Raw genomic sequence first — 19,086 nt, forward strand, 5'->3', positions numbered from 1 at the left:
ATAGTTAAGGCGATCTTGTTAAGATCCCTCACTTATAAAGATTGACTAAGATTCAACCATCAACGTATCCATTAAAAGAGCGCTATGGAAAAGACATACAACCCAACTTCAATCGAACAAGCTCTGTATCAGACTTGGGAAGAGAAAGGCTACTTTAAGCCACACGGTGACACTACTAAAGAATCATACAGCATCATGATCCCGCCACCGAACGTCACTGGTAGCCTACACATGGGCCACGCGTTCCAAGATACGATCATGGATACGCTTATCCGTTGTGAACGTATGAAGGGTAAAAACACCCTTTGGCAAGTAGGTACTGACCACGCTGGTATCGCAACTCAGATGGTTGTTGAGCGTAAGATCGCTGCAGAAGAAGGCAAAACAAAACACGATTACGGTCGTGAAGCTTTCATCGACAAAATCTGGGAATGGAAAGGCGAATCTGGCGGCACTATCACTAAGCAGCTTCGTCGTCTTGGCGCATCTGTAGACTGGGATCGTGAACGCTTCACGATGGACGATGGTCTATCTAACGCCGTTCAAGAAGTGTTCGTACGTCTATACGAAGACGATCTAATCTACCGCGGTAAGCGTCTAGTTAACTGGGATCCAAAGCTACACACAGCGATTTCAGATCTAGAAGTAGAGAACAAAGACACTAAAGGCCACATGTGGCACTTCCGCTACCCACTGGCAGATGGCGCTAAAACAGCGGATGGCAAAGACTACATCGTTGTTGCAACGACTCGTCCAGAGACCGTGCTAGGCGATACGGGTGTTGCAGTTAACCCAGAAGATCTACGTTACAAAGATCTTATCGGTAAAGAAATCATCCTTCCTATCGTTGATCGTCGCATCCCAATCGTGGGCGATGAGCACGCAGATATGGAAAAAGGTACTGGCTGTGTGAAAATCACACCTGCGCACGACTTCAACGACTACGAAGTAGGTAAGCGCCACCAGCTACCAATGATCAACATTCTGACTTTCGACGCAAACATCCGTGATGCTTCTGAAGTATTCAACACCAACGGCGAAGCAAGCGACGCTTACAGCACTGAGCTACCAGCTAAATACCACGGTATGGAGCGTTTTGCCGCTCGTAAAGCTATCGTTGCTGAATTCGACGAGCTAGGCCTACTTGAAGAAGTGAAAGATCACGATCTACAAGTTCCTTACGGCGACCGTGGTGGCGTGGTTATCGAACCAATGCTAACTGACCAATGGTACGTACGTACTGCGCCTCTAGCGAAAACTGCAGTTGAAGCAGTAGAAAACGGCGACATCCAATTCGTTCCTAAGCAGTACGAAAACATGTACTTCTCTTGGATGCGTGACGTTCAAGACTGGTGTATCTCTCGTCAGCTATGGTGGGGTCACCGCATCCCAGCTTGGTACGACAACCAAGGTAATGTTTACGTAGGTCGCACTGAAGAAGAAGTTCGTAAGAACAACAACCTAGAGTCAGTCATTGAACTTCACCAAGACGAAGACGTACTGGATACGTGGTTCTCTTCTGCACTATGGACGTTCGGTACTCAAGGTTGGCCAGAGCAAACTGACGATCTGAAAGTATTCCACCCTTCAGACGTTCTAGTAACTGGTTTCGACATCATCTTCTTCTGGGTTGCGCGCATGATCATGATGACCATGCACTTCGTGAAAGACGAAAACGGCAAGCCACAAGTACCATTTAAAACGGTTTACGTTACTGGTCTAATCCGTGACGAAAACGGCGACAAGATGTCGAAGTCGAAAGGTAACGTACTTGACCCAATCGACATGATCGATGGTATCGACCTAGAGTCTCTCGTAGAGAAGCGTTGTGGCAACATGATGCAGCCTCAACTAGCGAAGAAGATCGAGAAGAACACTCGTAAGACGTTTGAAAACGGTATCGAAGCATACGGTACAGACGCACTGCGTTTCACTCTTGCAGCAATGGCATCAACAGGTCGTGATATCAACTGGGATATGAAGCGTCTTGAGGGTTACCGTAACTTCTGTAACAAACTATGGAACGCAAGCCGTTACGTAATGATGAACACAGAAGAGCAAGATTGTGGCTTCAACGGTGGTGAGATTGAATACTCACTAGCAGACAAATGGATCGAGTCTCAGTTTGAACTTGCAGCGAAAGCGTTCAACAACCATATCGACAACTTCCGTCTAGATATGGCTGCGAACACGCTTTACGAATTCATCTGGAACCAATTCTGTGACTGGTACCTAGAGCTAACTAAACCCGTTCTATGGAAAGGTACTGAAGCGCAACAGCGTGGTACTCGCCGTACACTAATCACGGTACTTGAGAAGACTCTACGTCTGGCTCATCCTGTGATTCCTTACATCACTGAAACTATCTGGCAAAGCATCAAGCCACTAGTTGAAGGTGTAGAAGGTGAGACAATCATGCTTCAAGCACTGCCTCAATTCGACGAAGCAAACTTCAACCAAGAAGCGCTAGATGATATCGAATGGGTGAAGGCGTTCATTACCAGCATCCGTAACCTACGTGCTGAATACGACATCAACCCTGGTAAGCCGCTTGACGTTATGCTGAAAGCAGCAAATGCAGAAGATGCCTCTCGTCTAGAAGCAAGCAAGCAAGTACTGATGTCACTAGCGAAGCTAGAAGCAGTACGCGTGCTTGAAGCTGGCGAACAAACTCCTGCATGTGCGACAGCACTGGTTGGTAAGTCTGAGCTGATGATCCCAATGGCAGGTCTGATCGACAAAGATGCTGAGCTTGCTCGTCTAGATGGCGAAATCAAGAAGACTCACGGCGAAATCAAGCGTATCGAAGGCAAACTAGGTAACGAAGGCTTCGTAGCGAAAGCACCTGAAGCAGTTGTTGCTAAAGAGCGTGAGAAGCTTGAAGGCTACAAAGAAACGCTAGCTAAGCTAGAAGAGCAGAAGACAACGATCGCTGCGCTTTAAGCCTCAGTGAAAGAGAAGAATTAGCACTTCTCACTTTTTGGTTCAAAAGGTTGGTCATCATGGCCAACCTTTTTTGTATACATTTCACCAAAACCATCATCAATAGCTTCCCCCTATCACAACAATACTCATTACCCATTAGCATTAATGAGAATTATTATCGATAATAAGCTCATCGAAACAAACACGATTGAGTAATTATCATGAAAAAGACACTAACTTTCGCAGCACTGCATTTTACTATCGCATTTAGTGTCGCTTACGTACTCACAGGCGACATTCTAATTGGTAGTTTAATTGCCATGATTGAGCCTTCAGTGAACACCGTAGCCTTCTACTTTCATGAAAAGGCATGGGCAAAAGTCCCAGCACTTAAAGCTCGTCAGTGGATGACCAAATTAAAAACCGCAAGCTTTGCGACCGTGCACTTCAGCGTCGCTTTTACCGTGGTTTACTTACTAACAGGTGATGCATTTGTCGGCGGCGTAATGGCGATGCTAGAGCCAAGTTTGAACACGGTGGCTTACTACTTCCACGAGAAAGTATGGATGCGTAAATCATCAGAAAAAGCTCCAGCACCGCAGTTTTGTTTACATCACCACGCTTAAATATGGAGGCTCACTACGTCTCCTAACGAGAAAAATGACATTTACCATTGACAAGGTTGCGCACCGCAATTAATTTAATTGCGGTGCGCAACTTTATTTTTAGAGGTAAGTGATAATGAACGCTCGTCAACTTCGACACTACTCCCGTCAAGCCGTCCGATTGCTTGGTATGCTTGATAAACAATGCGGCGATGTCGCTCTCACTCCAGTGCAAGCGCACGCATTGGGTGAAATCCAATTGCAGCCATTGACCATCAATCAGCTGGCACAGCAGCTTAATGTCGACAAGTCCAACGCGAGCCGAACCGTTACTGGTTTGATTAAATTAGGTTTGGTCGAGAGCATCGAAAACCCAAAAGACAAACGTAGTCAACTCGTAGCGATTACAGAGCAAGGCCAACAGGCGTTATCACAACTGGACCAACAGCAAAACCACTTCTTTGAACAACTGCTTACCCAACTCGATGACAGCGAGCAAGAGCAACTCAAACTTGGTCTAGAGACTTACCTAAAAGGGCTAACAAAAGTGTGTCAGGCTGAGGAATACGTTCTTCGACCTCTTACTAAAGCAGACAACCCGCAAGTCGCAGATGTGATTCGTAAAGTCTCTGCAGAATACGGCTTAACCGCAGACAAAGGTTATGGTGTGGCCGATCCAACGCTTGATGATATGTATTCGGTTTACAATCAATGCGGGGCCGCCTATTGGGTCATTGAACATCGCGGAGAGATCGTTGGTGGCGGTGGCTTTGCCCCTTTAGCTGGCGAGCCAAATGTGTGTGAACTACAAAAGATGTACTTCTTACCTCAAACACGAGGACACGGTTTAGCCAAACGCATCGTCGCATTGAGCTTACAATTGGCGAAACAATTTGGGTATCAGCAGTGCTATTTAGAGACAACTGAATGTCTGAGAGAAGCGGTAAGCTTGTATGAAAAGCTAGGCTTTGAGCATCTCGATGCCCCGCTTGGACAAACAGGGCATGATGCATGTGAAGTCGTAATGCTTAAGATGCTGTAATAGATAATATTATTAGAAGTTAAAGCACAACATGGGTAACACAAAGCTCCTGGCTCAAGGCAACAGTGAAGTTTTGGTGCTGCCCATCCAACTCAACAGACAATTGGTAGAGATCACTTGGATCAGGATCAGTAAGATCGGCATACTTTGGCGCTTCGATCTGGAATAAAGCGCTCGCATGCTCCGCTCGGACATCAATAGGAATATGGTAAGTCATACCATTAAACTTAACCGATGCAGAGACCAGACCCGGCGCAAAAGTTTGATAGTACAAGTCTACTTTAAACTCGCAACCACCACCGTGGTGCCAAATCTGCTCGGTTGCCACGCGGTCTAAACGTACATTGCGAATGAACTGCAGATACGGTTCTTGCCATACCCCTAAGCGCTCATCACTTTTTTTATATTCATGATCGGACAGAGAGCACAGCTCAAGTTTATCTTCATCAAACAGAAGATCCTCTTCTTCCTCTAAGAACAAGATTTCAAAGCGGTTACGCCCCATTTGCATGAACGGACGAATGTCTTTCTTGTAGACATTTTGAGAACCGTCACAGTCGAACAATGCTACTCCGTTCAAACGCACTTCTGCATGGTAATCCACACCACCCAACACCATTTCTACCGCTGGGAATGCCATCATGGATTCGTCCACTTCAATGTCATGCATCAGGTGCCACTCTTGCTGACGAATTGCTTCTTCTGTCAGTTCAGCTGGCAATACCTGACTCAAAGGAGCAGGGAAAGTAATGTCATCCTGTGGGATAGAAAGGTCCGTCAGTGGAGAGACTTGCCATAAACCGGCGAGTGAGAGTTGCATATACACCTTGAGCTAGATCAATTTTCACGCATTATAGGGAGAAATCCCCTATAAACTCAATGTGAATTATTTATCGCCTCCACATTCGTCAGTTTTTCAAGGAATAAAAAAACCAGCGTTAAACGCTGGTTTTTCCAAAAGTAGTGAGCTTTGATTACTCGTCGTCTTCATCTTCTTCAGGGTAAAGCGCATCTTCGCCTTCGTAGTACGTACCCCAACCGTCATAGATGATGTCGTATTTTTCTGCCAAGTGAATCAATTTTTCAACTTGCGCATCAATCGCTTCTGCGTCTAGTGCGGACTCCATAGTCGCATCACAGCAAAGCAACTTGTTACCATCTTCATCTTCAGTTTCTTCTGCTTCAAGAACTTCAAAGCCCATCTTGAATGCTTCAACTACCGCTTTTTCTAGCGTGTCAAAATCTTCTGCAAACAGGTGGTGCTCAATTTCGTATAGCGAATCTGGATCGCTGCCATCTTCTAGCAATGCTGCAATGATATCGCGAGTCTCTTCCTTTTGAATCTCAATTAATTCTTCTACTGATAGATATTCATCTTCGTGAGACATGTTTTGGCTCCAGATTAGTTACTTGATGGAAACACAATACCCGATACTGAGTATGCTGATCCGGTGAAATATGGCATGGATTGCGATGAAAAGCCACAAACAAACATCATACCACTGCGATTCTTATCGGTTATTTGAATCTAAATATTAAACCGACCACACAAAGAAACAAAAAATTAACAAAGAATGGCATTTTTTAATATTCAGAACATCCTAATTGACACTTAATGTGGTTATTTTCTCTTTCTATGCGTGTTTATGATGCTTTCTTGAATACACTCACGTGTAAAACGAAGAAGCATAACGAATAAATTCACTTTAATAATGCATAATTTAGAATAAAAATGCACGTTTTATGCACTGTGCGTGTATTCTTTCTCAACGGGAAAATTAGAATAAAAACGCACGCACTCTAATTTTAGTAAAATAGCATTTATATCTAATAATAAATTTCATAAGAATCAAAATAAAAATAAAAAACTCACAAAACCAGAAACACCAGAATATAAACAAAGCTTGATAACTTGCATCTTTCTAGGAAGCTTGTCATAACTAATGGCTGGAAAATTTGTAAGGATACAAAATGAGCAAGCTGTACGTTGGATCAGAAGTTGGTCAACTTCGACGAGTTCTATTAAATCGCCCTGAACGCGCCCTAACCCACTTAACTCCGTCAAACTGTCATGAGTTGCTATTTGATGACGTTCTTGCTGTAGAAGCGGCAGGTGAAGAGCACGATGCATTCGCACGTACGCTGCGCGAGCAAGACGTTGAAGTGCTTCTCCTCCACGATTTACTGGTCGAAACCCTCGCTGTTCCAGAAGCAAAACAATGGCTGCTGAACACTCAGATTTCTGACTTTCGCTACGGGCCAACATTTGCGCGAGACCTACGCCAATACTTTTCAGAAATGGATGATGAACATCTTGCCTGCATCTTTTTAGGTGGCTTAGCATACTCAGAGCTACCGATCTCCTCATCTTCTATGCTGCCAAAAATGAAGCGTCCTCTCGACTTTGTTATTGAGCCACTGCCTAATCACCTCTTTACTCGTGATACCTCATGTTGGGTTTATGGCGGCGTTTCTCTTAACCCGATGATGATGCCTGCACGCCAACGTGAAACAAACCACCTACGTGCGATTTATCGTTGGCACCCAATTTTTGCTGGCCAAGATTTTATTAAATACTTCGGTGACGATGATCTGCATTATGATAATGCTAATGTCGAAGGCGGTGATGTGTTGGTTATTGGTAAAGGTGCAGTTCTTATCGGTATGTCTGAGCGTACGACCGCGCAAGGCGTAGAGAACCTTGCAGCGAGCCTATTTAAAGCAGGCCAAGCGACCGAAGTGATTGCAATTGATCTGCCTAAACACCGCTCATGTATGCATTTAGACACCGTGATGACCCATATGGATGTAGATACTTTCTCTGTCTACCCTGAGATCATGCGCAAAGATCTCGACACATGGCGCTTAACACCAAAAGGCAACGGTGAAATGCATGTTGAAGCCTCACATAACTATCTGCACGCGATTGAGTCCGCTCTTGGCTTAGATCAGCTGAAAATCATCACCACTGGTGGCGACAGCTATGAAGCGGAACGCGAACAATGGAATGACGCCAATAACGTTCTGACTGTAAAACCGGGCGTAGTAATTGGTTACGAACGCAACGTATACACCAACGAAAAATACGATAAAGCTGGCATCAAAGTACTGACAGTACCTGGTAACGAGCTTGGTCGTGGTCGCGGTGGCGCTCGCTGTATGAGCTGTCCAATAGAACGAGACGATATATAACTTACTCGTCCCTTTACATTAGGTGAATCAAAACTAAGGTTGATGTGAATACATCAACCTTTTTTAGCTTTAATTAAAAATAATTATTCACAATAAAAGCATTTATATGTTTTAATAAATTCTATTAATCTAATCACATGTACTAAGGGACGAGCTATGGCTTTCAATTTACGTAACCGCAACTTTTTGAAGCTATTGGACTTCTCAACCAAAGAAATCCAGTTTTTGCTCGAACTGTCTGCAGAGCTGAAAAAAGCTAAATATGCAGGAACAGAGCAGAAGAAACTTCAAGGTAAAAACATCGCACTAATCTTTGAGAAATCTTCGACTCGTACCCGATGTGCGTTTGAAGTCGCTGCCTTTGACCAAGGTGCTCAAGTCTCTTACATCGGCCCTTCTGGCTCGCAGATCGGTCATAAGGAATCGATGAAAGACACCGCTCGTGTTCTTGGTCGTATGTACGACGGGATTGAATACCGAGGCTTTGCCCAATCCATTGTTGAAGAGCTTGGTACGTATGCTGGTGTTCCAGTGTGGAATGGTTTAACGGATGAGTTCCACCCGACCCAGATCCTTGCTGACTTCCTGACCATGCAAGAGCACGGCCGTGGTAAACAGCTGCATGAAATAACCTTCGCTTACCTAGGTGATGCGCGCAACAACATGGGTAACTCACTTATGGTGGGCGCAGCGAAAATGGGCATGGATATTCGCCTTGTCGCGCCAAAAGCGTTCTGGCCTGAAGAAGAGCTCGTGGCAACTTGTCAAACTATCGCGCAACAAACCGGTGCAAAAATCACGTTAACAGAAAGCGTTGAGGAAGGTGTGAAAGGTTGTGACTTCCTATACACCGACGTTTGGGTGTCTATGGGTGAGTCTGCCGAGGCATGGGATGAACGTGTAGCGTTAATGACACCTTATCAAATCAATATGGACGTGATTAAGCAAACGGGTAATCCACATGTGAAATTCATGCACTGCCTTCCAGCTTTCCACAATGATGAAACCACCGTCGGCAAAGAAGTCGCTGAAAAATACGGTATGAAAGGCCTTGAAGTAACAGAAGAGGTATTTGAATCGGAATACTCCATCGTATTCGACGAAGCTGAAAACCGTATGCATACCATCAAAGCCGTGATGGTTGCGACGCTAGGAAGCTAAACCAGCGCGCAAAAACAGCCGATAAAAACCATGATGTAATCGCTTGCGCTCACGAAAGTTAAGCGTATAATGCTCGGCAATTTGTCTGAGGATTAAGAAATGACCACGCTGATTGCTGACGTAAAAACGCGATTTGCTCTCGCTAAGCGACTACGCTTACGTGGTGTTATTTTCGTTAATTCTATTGAATTTTAAAACCTCCCCATTGGGGAGGTTTTTTTATGTCCAAAATTCCTTTCGGTTATTTGGATGTAGTCATCAATGTTATAGGGAAGAAGATCATGGCGAACTCGCTTTACCAGAAGCACATCATCTCTATTCCAGAGCTTTCACGCGAAGAACTGGAACTTATCGTAGAAACAGCAGGTAGCCTTAAAAAAGCACCTCGACCAGAACTGATTAAAAACAAAGTCGTTGCAAGTTGTTTCTTTGAACCATCAACACGTACACGTTTATCGTTTGAAACAGCGATTCAGCGCATTGGTGGTGACGTGATTGGCTTTGATAATGATGGTAATACCTCTCTGGCGAAAAAAGGCGAAACACTCGCAGATTCAGTACAAGTCATCTCTTCTTACGTCGATGCCTTTGTGATGCGTCATCCACAAGAAGGCGCCGCTCGCTTGGCCTCTGAATTTTCAAATGGCGTGCCAGTGATCAACGCGGGCGACGGTGCAAACCAACACCCAACTCAAACGCTACTCGACCTATACACCATAGCGGAAACACAAGGGCGTCTAGACAACCTGAACGTCGCATTCGTAGGTGACCTAAAATATGGCCGCACAGTGCACTCACTGACTCAAGCCTTAGCAAAGTTTAACAACATCCGCTTCTTCTTTGTTGCACCAGATGCGCTGGCAATGCCAGATTACATCTGCGAAGAACTAGACGAAGCTGGCATTCAATATAGCCTACACACAGACATGGAAAGTGTGATTCCTGAACTGGATATTCTGTACATGACACGCGTACAGAAAGAACGCTTTGACGAATCGGAATACGCACATATTAAGTCGGCTTACATCCTAACGGCGGCACTACTAGAAGGCGCGCGTGAGAACTTGAAAGTGCTGCACCCACTACCACGTGTGGATGAAATTACAACTGATGTTGATAAAACGCCTCATGCTTACTTCTTCCAGCAAGCTCAAAATGGCGTGTATGCTCGCCAAGCACTGCTGGCGCTTGTTCTAAACGAAACACTGTAATCGAGGGGAAAAATCATGGCTAAAGAAACTCAATTGCAGGTAGAAGCAATCAAAAATGGTACGGTCATCGACCACATCCCTGCGCAAATCGGCATCAAAGTATTAAGACTGTTCGATATGCACAATTCATCACAACGCGTAACGATTGGACTGAACTTGCCATCATCAGCACTCGGTCATAAAGATCTACTCAAAATCGAAAATGTGTTTATCAATGAAGAGCAAGCGAGCAAGCTAGCGTTGTATGCTCCTCACGCGACCGTGAATCAAATCGAGAATTATGAAGTGGTGAAAAAGCTCGCGTTAGAGCTTCCTGAGCGCATCAATGATGTATTTGAATGCCCGAATTCAAACTGTATTTCTCATAATGAACCAGTAGAAAGCAGCTTTAGCGTGTTCGAGAAGAAACAAGAAATCCGCCTAAAGTGTAAATACTGCGAGAAAGTGTTCTCACGCGAGATCGTAACCGAGCGATAAACACGCCGCACGACTAGGCTGTGATACGTTTAAAATACCCTGCAATGTCAGGGTATTTTGCTCTTTACCTACCGAGGGTTTAGAGGCAAACTGAGAATCTTTATTCCCTACAACTGATGGAAAAAATCAAATGACGAAAGTACTTCACACTGAGTCTGCACCAGCAGCAATCGGTCCTTACGTTCAAGGCGTAGATCTAGGTAACATGGTTCTTACTTCAGGCCAAATCCCAGTAAACCCAGCGACAGGTGAAGTGTCTGCTGATATCGCAGAACAAGCTCGTCAGTCTCTAGAAAACGTAAAGGCTGTAGTTGAATCTTCAGGTCTTAAAGTATCTGATATTGTAAAGCTAACGGTTTTTGTTAAAGACCTAAATGACTTTGGCACAGTGAACGAAGTTTACGGCAAGTTCTTTGATGAGCACGGCGTAGCAAACTACCCTGCACGCTCTTGTGTAGAAGTGGCTCGCCTACCAAAAGATGTTGGCATCGAGATTGAAGCAATTGCAGTTCGCAAATAATTGTACTTGCTGACAAACATAAAAAACGGGTAGCTCAGGCTACCCGTTTTTTATTGTCTTTTCGTGATGATATCGCAGTAAAACTTAAGCAGCATTACGCTGTTTGACTTCTTCATCTAACGATTCAAGCTTCTCTTTCATCTGTTCACGACAGATATTCGCTAACTCGCGAATGCCCTCTTTACCATAGCCTTCAGTGCTGATTGGAGGTAGCATTTCAACAATCACATGACCATTGTTCCAACGGTTCAGCTTAATTTTATTCGTCGAGCTACATACGATAGGAATGATTGGCACACCTGCACCAATTGCCGCATGAAAAGCACCTGTTTTGAATGGCAGCAAACCACGCCCACGAGAACGCGTGCCTTCAGGGAACATCCACACCGAAACATCACTTTCTTTCATGCTGCTCACGACCTGATCGATAGTACCTTTTGCTTTAGAGCGATTCGCTCGGTCAATCAGAATGTTACCCGTAAGCCAGTAAAGCTGACCAAACAGTGGCATCCAAGCCAAGCTCTTTTTACCTACTGTCACAACTTTCGGAGTCACAGCCGCAGAAACAGTAAACATGTCCCAGTTGTTCTGGTGGTTAGCAATGTAAACATGTTGGCCGCGTGAATACGCATCTTCAGGGATACGCAACTCTAACTTAATCCCAAACACACGAGACATCTTGGCAAACAAACGGCCAAAAGTGAAAACGTGCTTAGGGTTTCTAGGGCTTAATAGGCAGTAACCACAACCACCAATAAACATAACAATCGCAAAGATAGCGACAGCAAATACACGTAACAGTGCAATCATTCTTGTTCTCCAGGAACCGGCTTTTGCCAGATACAGCTATTAATATCTCTCTTTCCATAAAGGGAAAATATGGTCATGAGAGTGATATAAAAAAGCCGAAACTCAGGTTTCGGCTCTCTTGATATCCAAGTTACCTGCGGAGCAGTTTAACTTGCCTAGCTCACTCGCTCAATATTTGCGCCAAGTGCAGCCAGTTTATTTTCGATTTTGTCGTAACCACGGTCGATATGGTAAATACGATCAACGACGGTTTCGCCTTTAGCAATGCAACCTGCAATAACCAAACTAGCCGAAGCTCGTAGATCGGTTGCCATCACTTGCGCACCGCTGAGTGACTCAACATCACCACAGATAACCGTATTGCCTTCGATCTCAGCTTTAGCGCCCATACGCATGAGTTCTGGTACGTGCATAAAGCGGTTTTCAAAGATAGTCTCTGTGATCACGCCTCCACCTTTCGCCATCATGTTCAGTAGCGTAAATTGAGCTTGCATATCCGTCGGGAAACCAGGATGTGGCGCAGTACGTACACTTACCGCTTTTAGCTCGCGGTCGGTCATATCAACGGAGATCCAATCTTCACCCGTTTCGACAAGCGCGCCAGCTTCTTCCAACTTGGCGAGAACCGCTTCAAGCAAATGAGCATTAGTGTTGCGACATACCACTTTACCGCCAGATACTGCTGCTGCGACAAGGAATGTTCCCGTCTCAATACGGTCAGCAACCACGTTGTGTTTACAACCGCCTAGGCGCTCAACACCTTCAATCGTAATGGTATCTGTGCCAGCGCCAGAGATTTTTGCGCCAAGCTTATTTAGGAAATCAGCGGTATCGACGATTTCAGGCTCACGCGCAGCGTTATCTAGTGTTGTTGTGCCTTCCGCTAGCGCTGCAGCACACATGATGGTGATCGTCGCGCCTACGCTGACTTTATCCATCACGATGTGCGCGCCTTTTAGACGACCATCCACTTCTGCTTTCACATAACCATCTTCTAATGTAATGGTTGCGCCAAGCTGCTCTAAACCAGAAATATGCAGATCCACAGGACGGGCACCGATGGCACAACCGCCTGGTAAAGAAACCTGACCTTGACCAAAGCGCGCCACCAAAGGACCTAAAGCCCAAATAGAGGCACGCATGGTTTTCACTAAATCATAAGGCGCGCAGTATTCTGTAATACTGCTTGGATCAACATGAACAGAGCCATTGCGGCTTACTTTCGCGCCTAAACGCTTAAGCAATTCCATGGTTGTATCGATATCACGAAGGTGTGGTACGTTTGCCACTTCTACTGGCTCTTCCGCCAAGATAGACGCAAATAAAATCGGCAGTGCTGCGTTTTTTGCACCTGAAATGGTCACTTCACCAACTAGTGGTTTATCTGACCCAATAACTCGAAACTTTTCCATCAATAAACCTTAAAGCGACATCAATTTCTTATCACGAGCCCACTCTTCTGGTGTGAACGCTTTGATTGATAATGCGTGAATGTCGTTACGCTGGATGTATTCCATCAGAGGAGCATAAATTAGCTGCTGCTTCTTAACGCGGCTCATTCCATCGAAACAAGCATCAACAGCAACCACTTCATAGTGGCTACCTTCACCTTTCACATGCACTTCTTGAAGGTTTAGTGCTTCTTCTAATAACTGTTGTACTTTTGCGCTATCCACAATTTACCCCTGATAATTCTGTATGTGTTTGGCCACTAAAGATTCAACATTGCTCAGTTGAAACAAAGTGCGCAGTTGCGCCGGCACGAAACTGAGCATTATATGACAGTTTTGCTTTTTTGCATGCTCTAATAAGTGGATTAACATCACCATTCCTGCAGAGTCGACGCGCTCTATCTCTTTTAGCGAGCATTCCAGCTCCGATTGAGCAGGTTGCCATTGCTGTGCATACGCCCACAATGAAGGCACTGTATCTCTATCAAGTGCCCCTGTTAGCTTAAGAATGTTTTGATCCAATTGCCACTGAACGGGAGTCTGGGCCATTATTTCTTCGCCTCGAAACGGATCGGTTCTGCGGCCAATTTTTCTAAGTCTTTAGCAACAGATAGAATGCCTTCTTGACGAATTTTACTGTTCCATTCGGATTGTTTACTAGAAAGTAAACTAATGCCCTCTGCAATCATATCGAATGCTTCCCACTCTCCAGACTGGTTGTCTTTACGCAGTTTAAACTCAAGTTTGATGTTTGGACGCGGAGTATCGATGATATCAACTTTAATGCTTGTAATACGCTTAGAGTCATCAATGCTAGGCTCAGGACCAAACTCAATTTTTTGGTCAGAGTATTGCGTCAACACTTGTGCATAAGACGCAATCAGGTACGCACGAAATGCATCGATAAACTCAAGTACATCTTCACGCTTAGCACCTTTTAAGTTTGGACCAAGAAGTTTTAACCCTGCATAGCGGTAGTTGACGTAAGGCATTAGCTCTTCTTCAACGATCACTTTAAGTAAATTTGGATCTTGTTTGATTTTCGGCTGTTCGGCTTTCAATCTTTCAAACGTGACTTCAGCTACCTGCTTCATCATCTTATAAGGTTCAGTTTTATCCACCTCTGCTGCTGTTGCTCCAAAGACGCTAAACACAGCACAAACTGAAAGTAGTAATCTCGCTAACATAATTATTCCTTACTTGAGTCGTCTGAACCACCTACGCTGTATAGTACTTGACCAATTAAGTCTTCAAGCACAAGCGCCGATTTGGTGTCTTCGATGGTATCACCATCCACCAGCATGACTTCTTCATCAAAAACGAAGCCAGGTACTAAACCAATGTATTGCTCACCAATCAGGCCAGATGTCAAAATTTGTACGCTCGACGTTTCTGGGAACTGATTGTATTTGCTATTGATAGATAGTGTTACAACTGGCAATAAGTTGTCTGGGTTAAGCGAAATACTACTTACTCGACCAATCACAACGCCCCCCACTTTTACGGGAGAACGAACTTTTAAACTGCCAATATTATCGAACTCGGCTTTGAGGGTATAAGTATCACCAGAGCCAATGCTTTTTACGTCAGCAACTTGAAAAATCATCACAAGAATCGCGCAAATTCCCGCTAATACAAAGCTGCCAACCCATAATTCAGTTTTACGTGTTTGTTGCATGATTAATTCCCAAACATCAATGCGGTCAGTACAAAGTCTAATCCTAGTACTGCTAAAGAAGAATGCACAACAGTGCGCGTAGTTGCTCGGCTGATCCCTTCCGATGTTGGAATAGCATCATAACCGTTAAATAGAGCGACCCAAGTAACCGTAATTGCAAACGCAAAACATTTGATCATACTGTTACCAATGTCTTGTCCTAGCTCAACAGAGGACTGCATCGCTGACCAAAAACTGCCGTGATCAACGCCTTTCCAGTCAACACCAACAAGCTGAGCTCCCCAAATTCCCACAGCCATGAAAATCATAGCCAGTAAAGGCATTGAGATAACCCCAGCCCAAAACCGTGGTGCAATCACTCGTTTCAATGGGTCTACCGCCATCATTTCAAGGCTAGACAGTTGTTCCGTTGCTTTCATTAGACCTATCTCTGCGGTTAACGCAGAACCGGCACGACCAGCAAACAAAAGTGCAGTAACAACGGGTCCTAATTCACGGAGTAACGAAAGCGCTACCATTTGCCCCAAACTGCCTTCTGCGCCGTAATCCACCAACACAACATAGCCTTGTAGACTCAAAACCATTCCAATGAACAGACCAGATACGACGATGATCGCCAGCGACTGAACACCAACAGAATAAAGTTGCTTAACAAGCAGAGGAAAGCTTCTGATCGGTTGTGGCTTAGAAAATAGCGCCCCAATCAACATGAAAGTCGCACGACCAAATGCTCCGCAAATAGAAAGCGTGCGTCGACCCAGCGAGGCGACAAAGTGAATGAAGTTATCGACCATCAAATAAGTCCTTTTCGATACTTTGAGAAGGGAAACGAAACGGCACAGGACCGTCGGCATCACCTTGTAAGAACTGCTGGACACGAGGATCAGAGTTTTGAGTCAGCTCTTCTGGCGTACCATAGGCGATGATTTTTCCATCGGCCATCAAGTATACCCAGTCAGCAATACTCATGACTTCAGGTACGTCGTGAGAAACCACAATAGAGGTCAAACCTAACGCTTGGTTTAGATTGCTAATTAGCTCAACCAAAACGCCCATAGTAATTGGGTCTTGCCCCACAAACGGCTCATCGTACATGATCAGGTCAGGGTCAAGTGCGATTGCACGAGCCAAAGCAGCGCGTCTTGCCATACCACCTGAAAGCTCACTCGGCATTAATTGCGCTGCGCCGCGCAGACCGACAGCTTCGAGCTTGAGTAACACCATGGTGCGAATCAAATCTTCCGATAAATCGGTATGCTCTCTCAATGGAAAGGCGACATTATCAAAAACATTCAAATCAGTGAATAAAGCCCCTGACTGGAACAACATGCTCATTTTCTTTCGAGCGTGGTAGAGTTTTTTACGCGAGAGAGAGGGAATATTGTCGCCATCAAACCAGATCTCTCCTTGCTCGGGATACAACTGACCACCAATCAAACGCAGCAGTGTTGTTTTACCAATTCCCGATGGTCCCATAATGGCCGTCACTTTGCCTTCAGGAACATGCAGATCAATATCATCAAAGATCATGCGTTCTCCCCGTGAAAAAGTGAGGTTGTTCACGGTGACTAAATCGTTGTTCGACATATCATCTCTTCTACTGTAGGAGCGTTGCAACTCACGGAATCATCAAGCAGATACTCATCGGAGTTGAATTCTACGTTTAATAAAGTAACGTCGGTACATTTATTAGGCTGCAATCATAAGCACATTGGCGTTGAATTTAAAGCACTGTTCAATTAAATAAAGTCGACTATATCCCTGCAATTTCTCATGGTTTATGACCTAATTAGCACGAAGTGTTTAAATCCTAGACCAGAATTGCTCATTTAAATGAGTGAGATTTACATACATTTTCGTTACTAACCTTTAATTTATTCTTCGTTTATCTTCCATTTTAGGCCGCAAAAGGTCAAAATTAGCGGTTATTCATTTTACTTATTTAATACTTAGGAATTCTCATGCTCGAAGCCGTTGCGTTGCTTATAGTCGGTCTTGTTTTGCTTGTTTGGAGTGCAGATAAACTTGTTTTTGGCTCTGCAGCGATAGCCCGCAACGTCGGTATTTCCCCGCTTGTCATCGGCATGACAATCCTTGCGATGGGCTCATCTGCCCCTGAGATGATGGTATCTGCAACCGCTGCTTGGGATGGTAAAACAGATACAGCGGTGGGTAACGTATTAGGCTCAAACATAGCGAACATTGCGTTAATCCTAGGTATTACAGCGCTGATCAAGCCTTTGTCGATTAGCTCCGCCGTCATCCGCCGAGAACTTCCACTCATGATAGCCGTAACCGTACTCGCTGGTATTCTGCTTTGGAATAGCCATCTCGGTTTTTATGAGGGTGTCTTATTGTTTGTACTCTTTGGGGCATTTTTATTTGCTATGTTGCAAATCAGCCGCAAAGAGCAAAAATCAGGTGATGTTTTTCTTGATGACCAAGAGTCAGAGATCCCAGAAGGCGTCAGTAACCCTAAAGCAATCATGTGGGTGGTTATTGGCTTGATACTGCTTCCTTTGGCAGCCAGCATGCTGGTTGATAACGCGGTAATCATTGCTAAACACTTTGGTATGAGCGACCTTGTTATCGGCCTAACTATTATCGCCATTGGCACTAGCCTGCCTGAACTGGCCGCATCACTTGCGGGAGTTTTAAAGGGTGAAGACGACATGGCTGTCGGTAACATTATCGGTTCGAATGTGTTTAACATTCTGGCGGTCATGGGGATTCCTGGCATCATTAATCCATCGGTGCTCAGTGAGTACGCGATGGGACGTGACTTCTGGGTCATGTTAGGCGTTTCATTGTTACTTGTCGCGATGTGTTTGGGTAAATCACGTAGTATTAACCGTATTGAAGGTGCCATCTTGTTTGTGTGCTTCTTAGGTTACCAAGTGTACTTATTCGCAAACATGACCGCTTAATTACCACGATCAATAAGTAGAGATCTGATATGTCCAATCAATTTGATTTTCGCGCTGCTGCTAAACAAGTTCTTGATATCGAAGTTGCTGCTCTGCAAGAGCTAGATACCTACTTTGATGATCAATTTGAAAAAGCGTGTGAACTTATCCTTTCCAACAACGGCAAAGTTGTCGTTATGGGTATTGGCAAGTCAGGCCATATTGGTAACAAGATTGCCGCCACTCTGGCAAGCACAGGGACTTCGGCGTTTTTCGTTCATCCAGGCGAAGCCGCACATGGCGACTTGGGTATGATCAGCCCTGGTGACATTGTGCTGGCAATTTCTAACTCTGGTGAATCAAACGAAATTCTGTCTCTATTTCCAGTATTAAAGCGCCTGAATATTAAGATCATCAGCATGACAGGTAAGCCAGAATCAAATATGGCCAAGCTGTCTGACTTACACCTGCAAATTACGGTACCTCAAGAAGCTTGTCCGTTAGGCCTGGCGCCAACTAGCAGTACGACTGCCACATTAGTGATGGGAGATGCATTAGCCGTAGCTCTGCTTCAAGCTCGTGGTTTTTCTGCCGAAGATTTTGCCCTATCTCACCCAGGTGGTGCACTGGGGAGAAAACTGCTACTTAAGTTGTCTGATATTATGCACTTTGGAGAAGCGTTACCTAAAGTTTCTCCTGACGCATTAATTCGCGATGCCCTGCTTGAAATTTCAGAAAAGGGGTTAGGCATGACAGCCATCGTCGATGAGCACGATGCTATGCTTGGTATATTCACCGATGGTGATTTACGTCGTACCTTAGACAAGCGTATCGATATTCATACGACGGCAATTGGCGAGGTCATGACGACAAACCCAACCACAGCGCACCCTGATATGCTGGCGGTTGAAGGTTTGAACTTGATGCAGAATAAAAACATTAACGCTCTGATTTTATGTAAAGACGAAAAAATTGTGGGTGCACTGAACATGCACGATTTACTAAAAGCTGGCGTGATGTAATATCAGCACAAACATTTAAACCATTTATTAGACGAATAAAGGCAATGGTCAGGGAAGTACTGAGCTAAACGATAGGCCTTCATTAT

At 44.7% G+C, this 19,086-nt stretch carries 21 protein-coding genes; 11 read left to right on the forward strand and 10 right to left on the reverse strand.

The window, feature by feature from the left end; genetic code table 11:
* The first annotated feature begins 84 nt into the window (after positions 1 to 84).
* The 3 genes from R7Q46_RS19760 to R7Q46_RS19770 all read left to right on the forward strand — a co-directional run bounded on the left by R7Q46_RS19760 (position 85) and on the right by R7Q46_RS19770 (position 4,572).
* Positions 85 to 2,943 carry a valine--tRNA ligase gene (locus R7Q46_RS19760; protein WP_017821845.1) on the forward strand — a complete coding sequence of 953 codons (2,859 nt, stop codon included), beginning with the start codon at positions 85 to 87 and terminating at the stop codon, positions 2,941 to 2,943.
* Between the two features lie 203 nt (positions 2,944 to 3,146).
* A complete protein-coding gene (locus R7Q46_RS19765) occupies positions 3,147 to 3,551 on the forward strand; it encodes a DUF2061 domain-containing protein (protein ID WP_005381078.1) in 405 nt (134 codons plus the stop codon).
* Between the two features lie 115 nt (positions 3,552 to 3,666).
* Entirely contained in the window at positions 3,667 to 4,572 is a 906-nt protein-coding gene (locus R7Q46_RS19770) for a bifunctional helix-turn-helix transcriptional regulator/GNAT family N-acetyltransferase (RefSeq protein WP_213871933.1), read from the forward strand.
* Positions 4,573 to 4,591: 19 nt separating this feature from the next.
* On the opposite strand, the gene R7Q46_RS19775 is transcribed toward R7Q46_RS19770, so the two are convergent.
* Together R7Q46_RS19775 and rraB are read right to left on the reverse strand one after the other, a co-directional pair.
* Positions 4,592 to 5,392: a glycosyl hydrolase 2 galactose-binding domain-containing protein gene (locus R7Q46_RS19775; RefSeq protein ID WP_138939833.1), complete on the reverse strand. Its 801-nt coding sequence runs from the start codon at positions 5,390 to 5,392 to the stop codon at positions 4,592 to 4,594.
* Positions 5,393 to 5,546: 154 nt separating this feature from the next.
* Positions 5,547 to 5,960 (reverse strand): ribonuclease E inhibitor RraB, encoded by a 414-nt coding sequence (gene rraB / locus R7Q46_RS19780; RefSeq protein WP_005381081.1) that lies wholly within the window; start codon positions 5,958 to 5,960, stop codon positions 5,547 to 5,549.
* Between the two features lie 583 nt (positions 5,961 to 6,543).
* Between rraB and arcA the strand changes: the two genes are divergently transcribed.
* The 6 genes from arcA (at position 6,544) to R7Q46_RS19810 (ending at position 11,133) form a co-directional block, all read left to right on the forward strand.
* The gene (arcA, locus tag R7Q46_RS19785; protein ID WP_005381082.1) at positions 6,544 to 7,764 is read left to right on the forward strand and encodes an arginine deiminase; all 1,221 of its coding nucleotides are present in this window, start codon (positions 6,544 to 6,546) and stop codon (positions 7,762 to 7,764) included.
* A 156-nt stretch (positions 7,765 to 7,920) separates the two neighbouring features.
* On the forward strand, positions 7,921 to 8,925 hold the full coding sequence (locus R7Q46_RS19790; protein WP_318077723.1) for an ornithine carbamoyltransferase: 1,005 nt from the start codon (positions 7,921 to 7,923) through the stop codon (positions 8,923 to 8,925).
* Between the two features lie 99 nt (positions 8,926 to 9,024).
* The gene (locus tag R7Q46_RS19795) at positions 9,025 to 9,120 is read left to right on the forward strand and encodes a hypothetical protein (protein ID WP_005381084.1); all 96 of its coding nucleotides are present in this window, start codon (positions 9,025 to 9,027) and stop codon (positions 9,118 to 9,120) included.
* An 86-nt stretch (positions 9,121 to 9,206) separates the two neighbouring features.
* Positions 9,207 to 10,136, forward strand: a complete 930-nt coding sequence (gene pyrB, locus R7Q46_RS19800) for an aspartate carbamoyltransferase (RefSeq protein ID WP_005381085.1) — start codon at positions 9,207 to 9,209, stop codon at positions 10,134 to 10,136.
* A gap of 15 nt (positions 10,137 to 10,151) precedes the next feature.
* Positions 10,152 to 10,613: an aspartate carbamoyltransferase regulatory subunit gene (gene pyrI / locus R7Q46_RS19805; RefSeq protein ID WP_005381086.1), complete on the forward strand. Its 462-nt coding sequence runs from the start codon at positions 10,152 to 10,154 to the stop codon at positions 10,611 to 10,613.
* A 130-nt stretch (positions 10,614 to 10,743) separates the two neighbouring features.
* Positions 10,744 to 11,133, forward strand: a complete 390-nt coding sequence (locus tag R7Q46_RS19810; RefSeq protein WP_005381087.1) for a RidA family protein — start codon at positions 10,744 to 10,746, stop codon at positions 11,131 to 11,133.
* A gap of 84 nt (positions 11,134 to 11,217) precedes the next feature.
* Here the strand turns inward: R7Q46_RS19810 and R7Q46_RS19815 are convergent, their stop codons facing one another.
* From R7Q46_RS19815 to mlaF, 8 genes are all read right to left on the reverse strand, one after another.
* A complete protein-coding gene (locus tag R7Q46_RS19815) occupies positions 11,218 to 11,943 on the reverse strand; it encodes a 1-acylglycerol-3-phosphate O-acyltransferase (RefSeq protein WP_005381088.1) in 726 nt (241 codons plus the stop codon).
* Positions 11,944 to 12,098: 155 nt separating this feature from the next.
* The gene (murA, locus tag R7Q46_RS19820; RefSeq protein ID WP_005388419.1) at positions 12,099 to 13,355 is read right to left on the reverse strand and encodes a UDP-N-acetylglucosamine 1-carboxyvinyltransferase; all 1,257 of its coding nucleotides are present in this window, start codon (positions 13,353 to 13,355) and stop codon (positions 12,099 to 12,101) included.
* 9 nt (positions 13,356 to 13,364) lie between these two features.
* Positions 13,365 to 13,619, reverse strand: coding sequence for a BolA family iron metabolism protein IbaG (gene ibaG / locus R7Q46_RS19825; RefSeq protein WP_005381092.1), 255 nt, complete (start codon positions 13,617 to 13,619; stop codon positions 13,365 to 13,367).
* Between the two features lie 3 nt (positions 13,620 to 13,622).
* Complete coding sequence (locus tag R7Q46_RS19830) at positions 13,623 to 13,943, reverse strand: lipid asymmetry maintenance protein MlaB (RefSeq protein WP_054728869.1); 321 nt, start codon at positions 13,941 to 13,943, stop codon at positions 13,623 to 13,625.
* Complete coding sequence (gene mlaC / locus R7Q46_RS19835; RefSeq protein WP_005381098.1) at positions 13,943 to 14,581, reverse strand: phospholipid-binding protein MlaC; 639 nt, start codon at positions 14,579 to 14,581, stop codon at positions 13,943 to 13,945. Before mlaC ends, R7Q46_RS19830 begins: the two co-directional genes overlap by 1 nt.
* Before the next feature lie 2 nt (positions 14,582 to 14,583).
* A complete protein-coding gene (gene mlaD / locus R7Q46_RS19840; protein ID WP_115386306.1) occupies positions 14,584 to 15,072 on the reverse strand; it encodes an outer membrane lipid asymmetry maintenance protein MlaD in 489 nt (162 codons plus the stop codon).
* A gap of 2 nt (positions 15,073 to 15,074) precedes the next feature.
* Positions 15,075 to 15,866, reverse strand: coding sequence for a lipid asymmetry maintenance ABC transporter permease subunit MlaE (mlaE, locus tag R7Q46_RS19845; protein ID WP_005381100.1), 792 nt, complete (start codon positions 15,864 to 15,866; stop codon positions 15,075 to 15,077).
* Complete coding sequence (mlaF, locus tag R7Q46_RS19850; RefSeq protein ID WP_005388422.1) at positions 15,856 to 16,659, reverse strand: phospholipid ABC transporter ATP-binding protein MlaF; 804 nt, start codon at positions 16,657 to 16,659, stop codon at positions 15,856 to 15,858. Before mlaF ends, mlaE begins: the two co-directional genes overlap by 11 nt.
* 374 nt (positions 16,660 to 17,033) lie before the next feature.
* On the opposite strand from mlaF, the gene R7Q46_RS19855 reads away from it, so the two are divergent.
* Together R7Q46_RS19855 and kdsD are read left to right on the forward strand one after the other, a co-directional pair.
* Positions 17,034 to 17,999, forward strand: a complete 966-nt coding sequence (locus R7Q46_RS19855; RefSeq protein ID WP_005381102.1) for a calcium/sodium antiporter — start codon at positions 17,034 to 17,036, stop codon at positions 17,997 to 17,999.
* Positions 18,000 to 18,028: 29 nt separating this feature from the next.
* Positions 18,029 to 19,000, forward strand: a complete 972-nt coding sequence (gene kdsD, locus R7Q46_RS19860; protein WP_005381104.1) for an arabinose-5-phosphate isomerase KdsD — start codon at positions 18,029 to 18,031, stop codon at positions 18,998 to 19,000.
* Positions 19,001 to 19,086 lie beyond the last annotated feature (86 nt).

This window comes from Vibrio sp. 811, from assembly GCF_033339195.1.

Coding starts and splice junctions, on each gene's coding strand:
- R7Q46_RS19770 (WP_213871933.1), top strand. CDS start 3,667: ATGAACGCTCGTCAACTTCGACACTACTCCCGTCAAGCCGTCCGATTG.
- R7Q46_RS19830 (WP_054728869.1), bottom strand. CDS start 13,943: ATGGCCCAGACTCCCGTTCAGTGGCAATTGGATCAAAACATTCTTAAG.
- R7Q46_RS19810 (WP_005381087.1), top strand. CDS start 10,744: ATGACGAAAGTACTTCACACTGAGTCTGCACCAGCAGCAATCGGTCCT.
- murA (WP_005388419.1), bottom strand. CDS start 13,355: ATGGAAAAGTTTCGAGTTATTGGGTCAGATAAACCACTAGTTGGTGAA.
- R7Q46_RS19815 (WP_005381088.1), bottom strand. CDS start 11,943: ATGATTGCACTGTTACGTGTATTTGCTGTCGCTATCTTTGCGATTGTT.
- rraB (WP_005381081.1), bottom strand. CDS start 5,960: ATGTCTCACGAAGATGAATATCTATCAGTAGAAGAATTAATTGAGATT.
- pyrB (WP_005381085.1), top strand. CDS start 9,207: ATGGCGAACTCGCTTTACCAGAAGCACATCATCTCTATTCCAGAGCTT.
- R7Q46_RS19775 (WP_138939833.1), bottom strand. CDS start 5,392: ATGCAACTCTCACTCGCCGGTTTATGGCAAGTCTCTCCACTGACGGAC.
- kdsD (WP_005381104.1), top strand. CDS start 18,029: ATGTCCAATCAATTTGATTTTCGCGCTGCTGCTAAACAAGTTCTTGAT.
- R7Q46_RS19760 (WP_017821845.1), top strand. CDS start 85: ATGGAAAAGACATACAACCCAACTTCAATCGAACAAGCTCTGTATCAG.
- mlaF (WP_005388422.1), bottom strand. CDS start 16,659: ATGTCGAACAACGATTTAGTCACCGTGAACAACCTCACTTTTTCACGG.
- pyrI (WP_005381086.1), top strand. CDS start 10,152: ATGGCTAAAGAAACTCAATTGCAGGTAGAAGCAATCAAAAATGGTACG.
- R7Q46_RS19790 (WP_318077723.1), top strand. CDS start 7,921: ATGGCTTTCAATTTACGTAACCGCAACTTTTTGAAGCTATTGGACTTC.
- R7Q46_RS19795 (WP_005381084.1), top strand. CDS start 9,025: ATGACCACGCTGATTGCTGACGTAAAAACGCGATTTGCTCTCGCTAAG.
- arcA (WP_005381082.1), top strand. CDS start 6,544: ATGAGCAAGCTGTACGTTGGATCAGAAGTTGGTCAACTTCGACGAGTT.
- mlaC (WP_005381098.1), bottom strand. CDS start 14,581: ATGTTAGCGAGATTACTACTTTCAGTTTGTGCTGTGTTTAGCGTCTTT.
- R7Q46_RS19765 (WP_005381078.1), top strand. CDS start 3,147: ATGAAAAAGACACTAACTTTCGCAGCACTGCATTTTACTATCGCATTT.
- mlaE (WP_005381100.1), bottom strand. CDS start 15,866: ATGGTCGATAACTTCATTCACTTTGTCGCCTCGCTGGGTCGACGCACG.
- R7Q46_RS19855 (WP_005381102.1), top strand. CDS start 17,034: ATGCTCGAAGCCGTTGCGTTGCTTATAGTCGGTCTTGTTTTGCTTGTT.
- mlaD (WP_115386306.1), bottom strand. CDS start 15,072: ATGCAACAAACACGTAAAACTGAATTATGGGTTGGCAGCTTTGTATTA.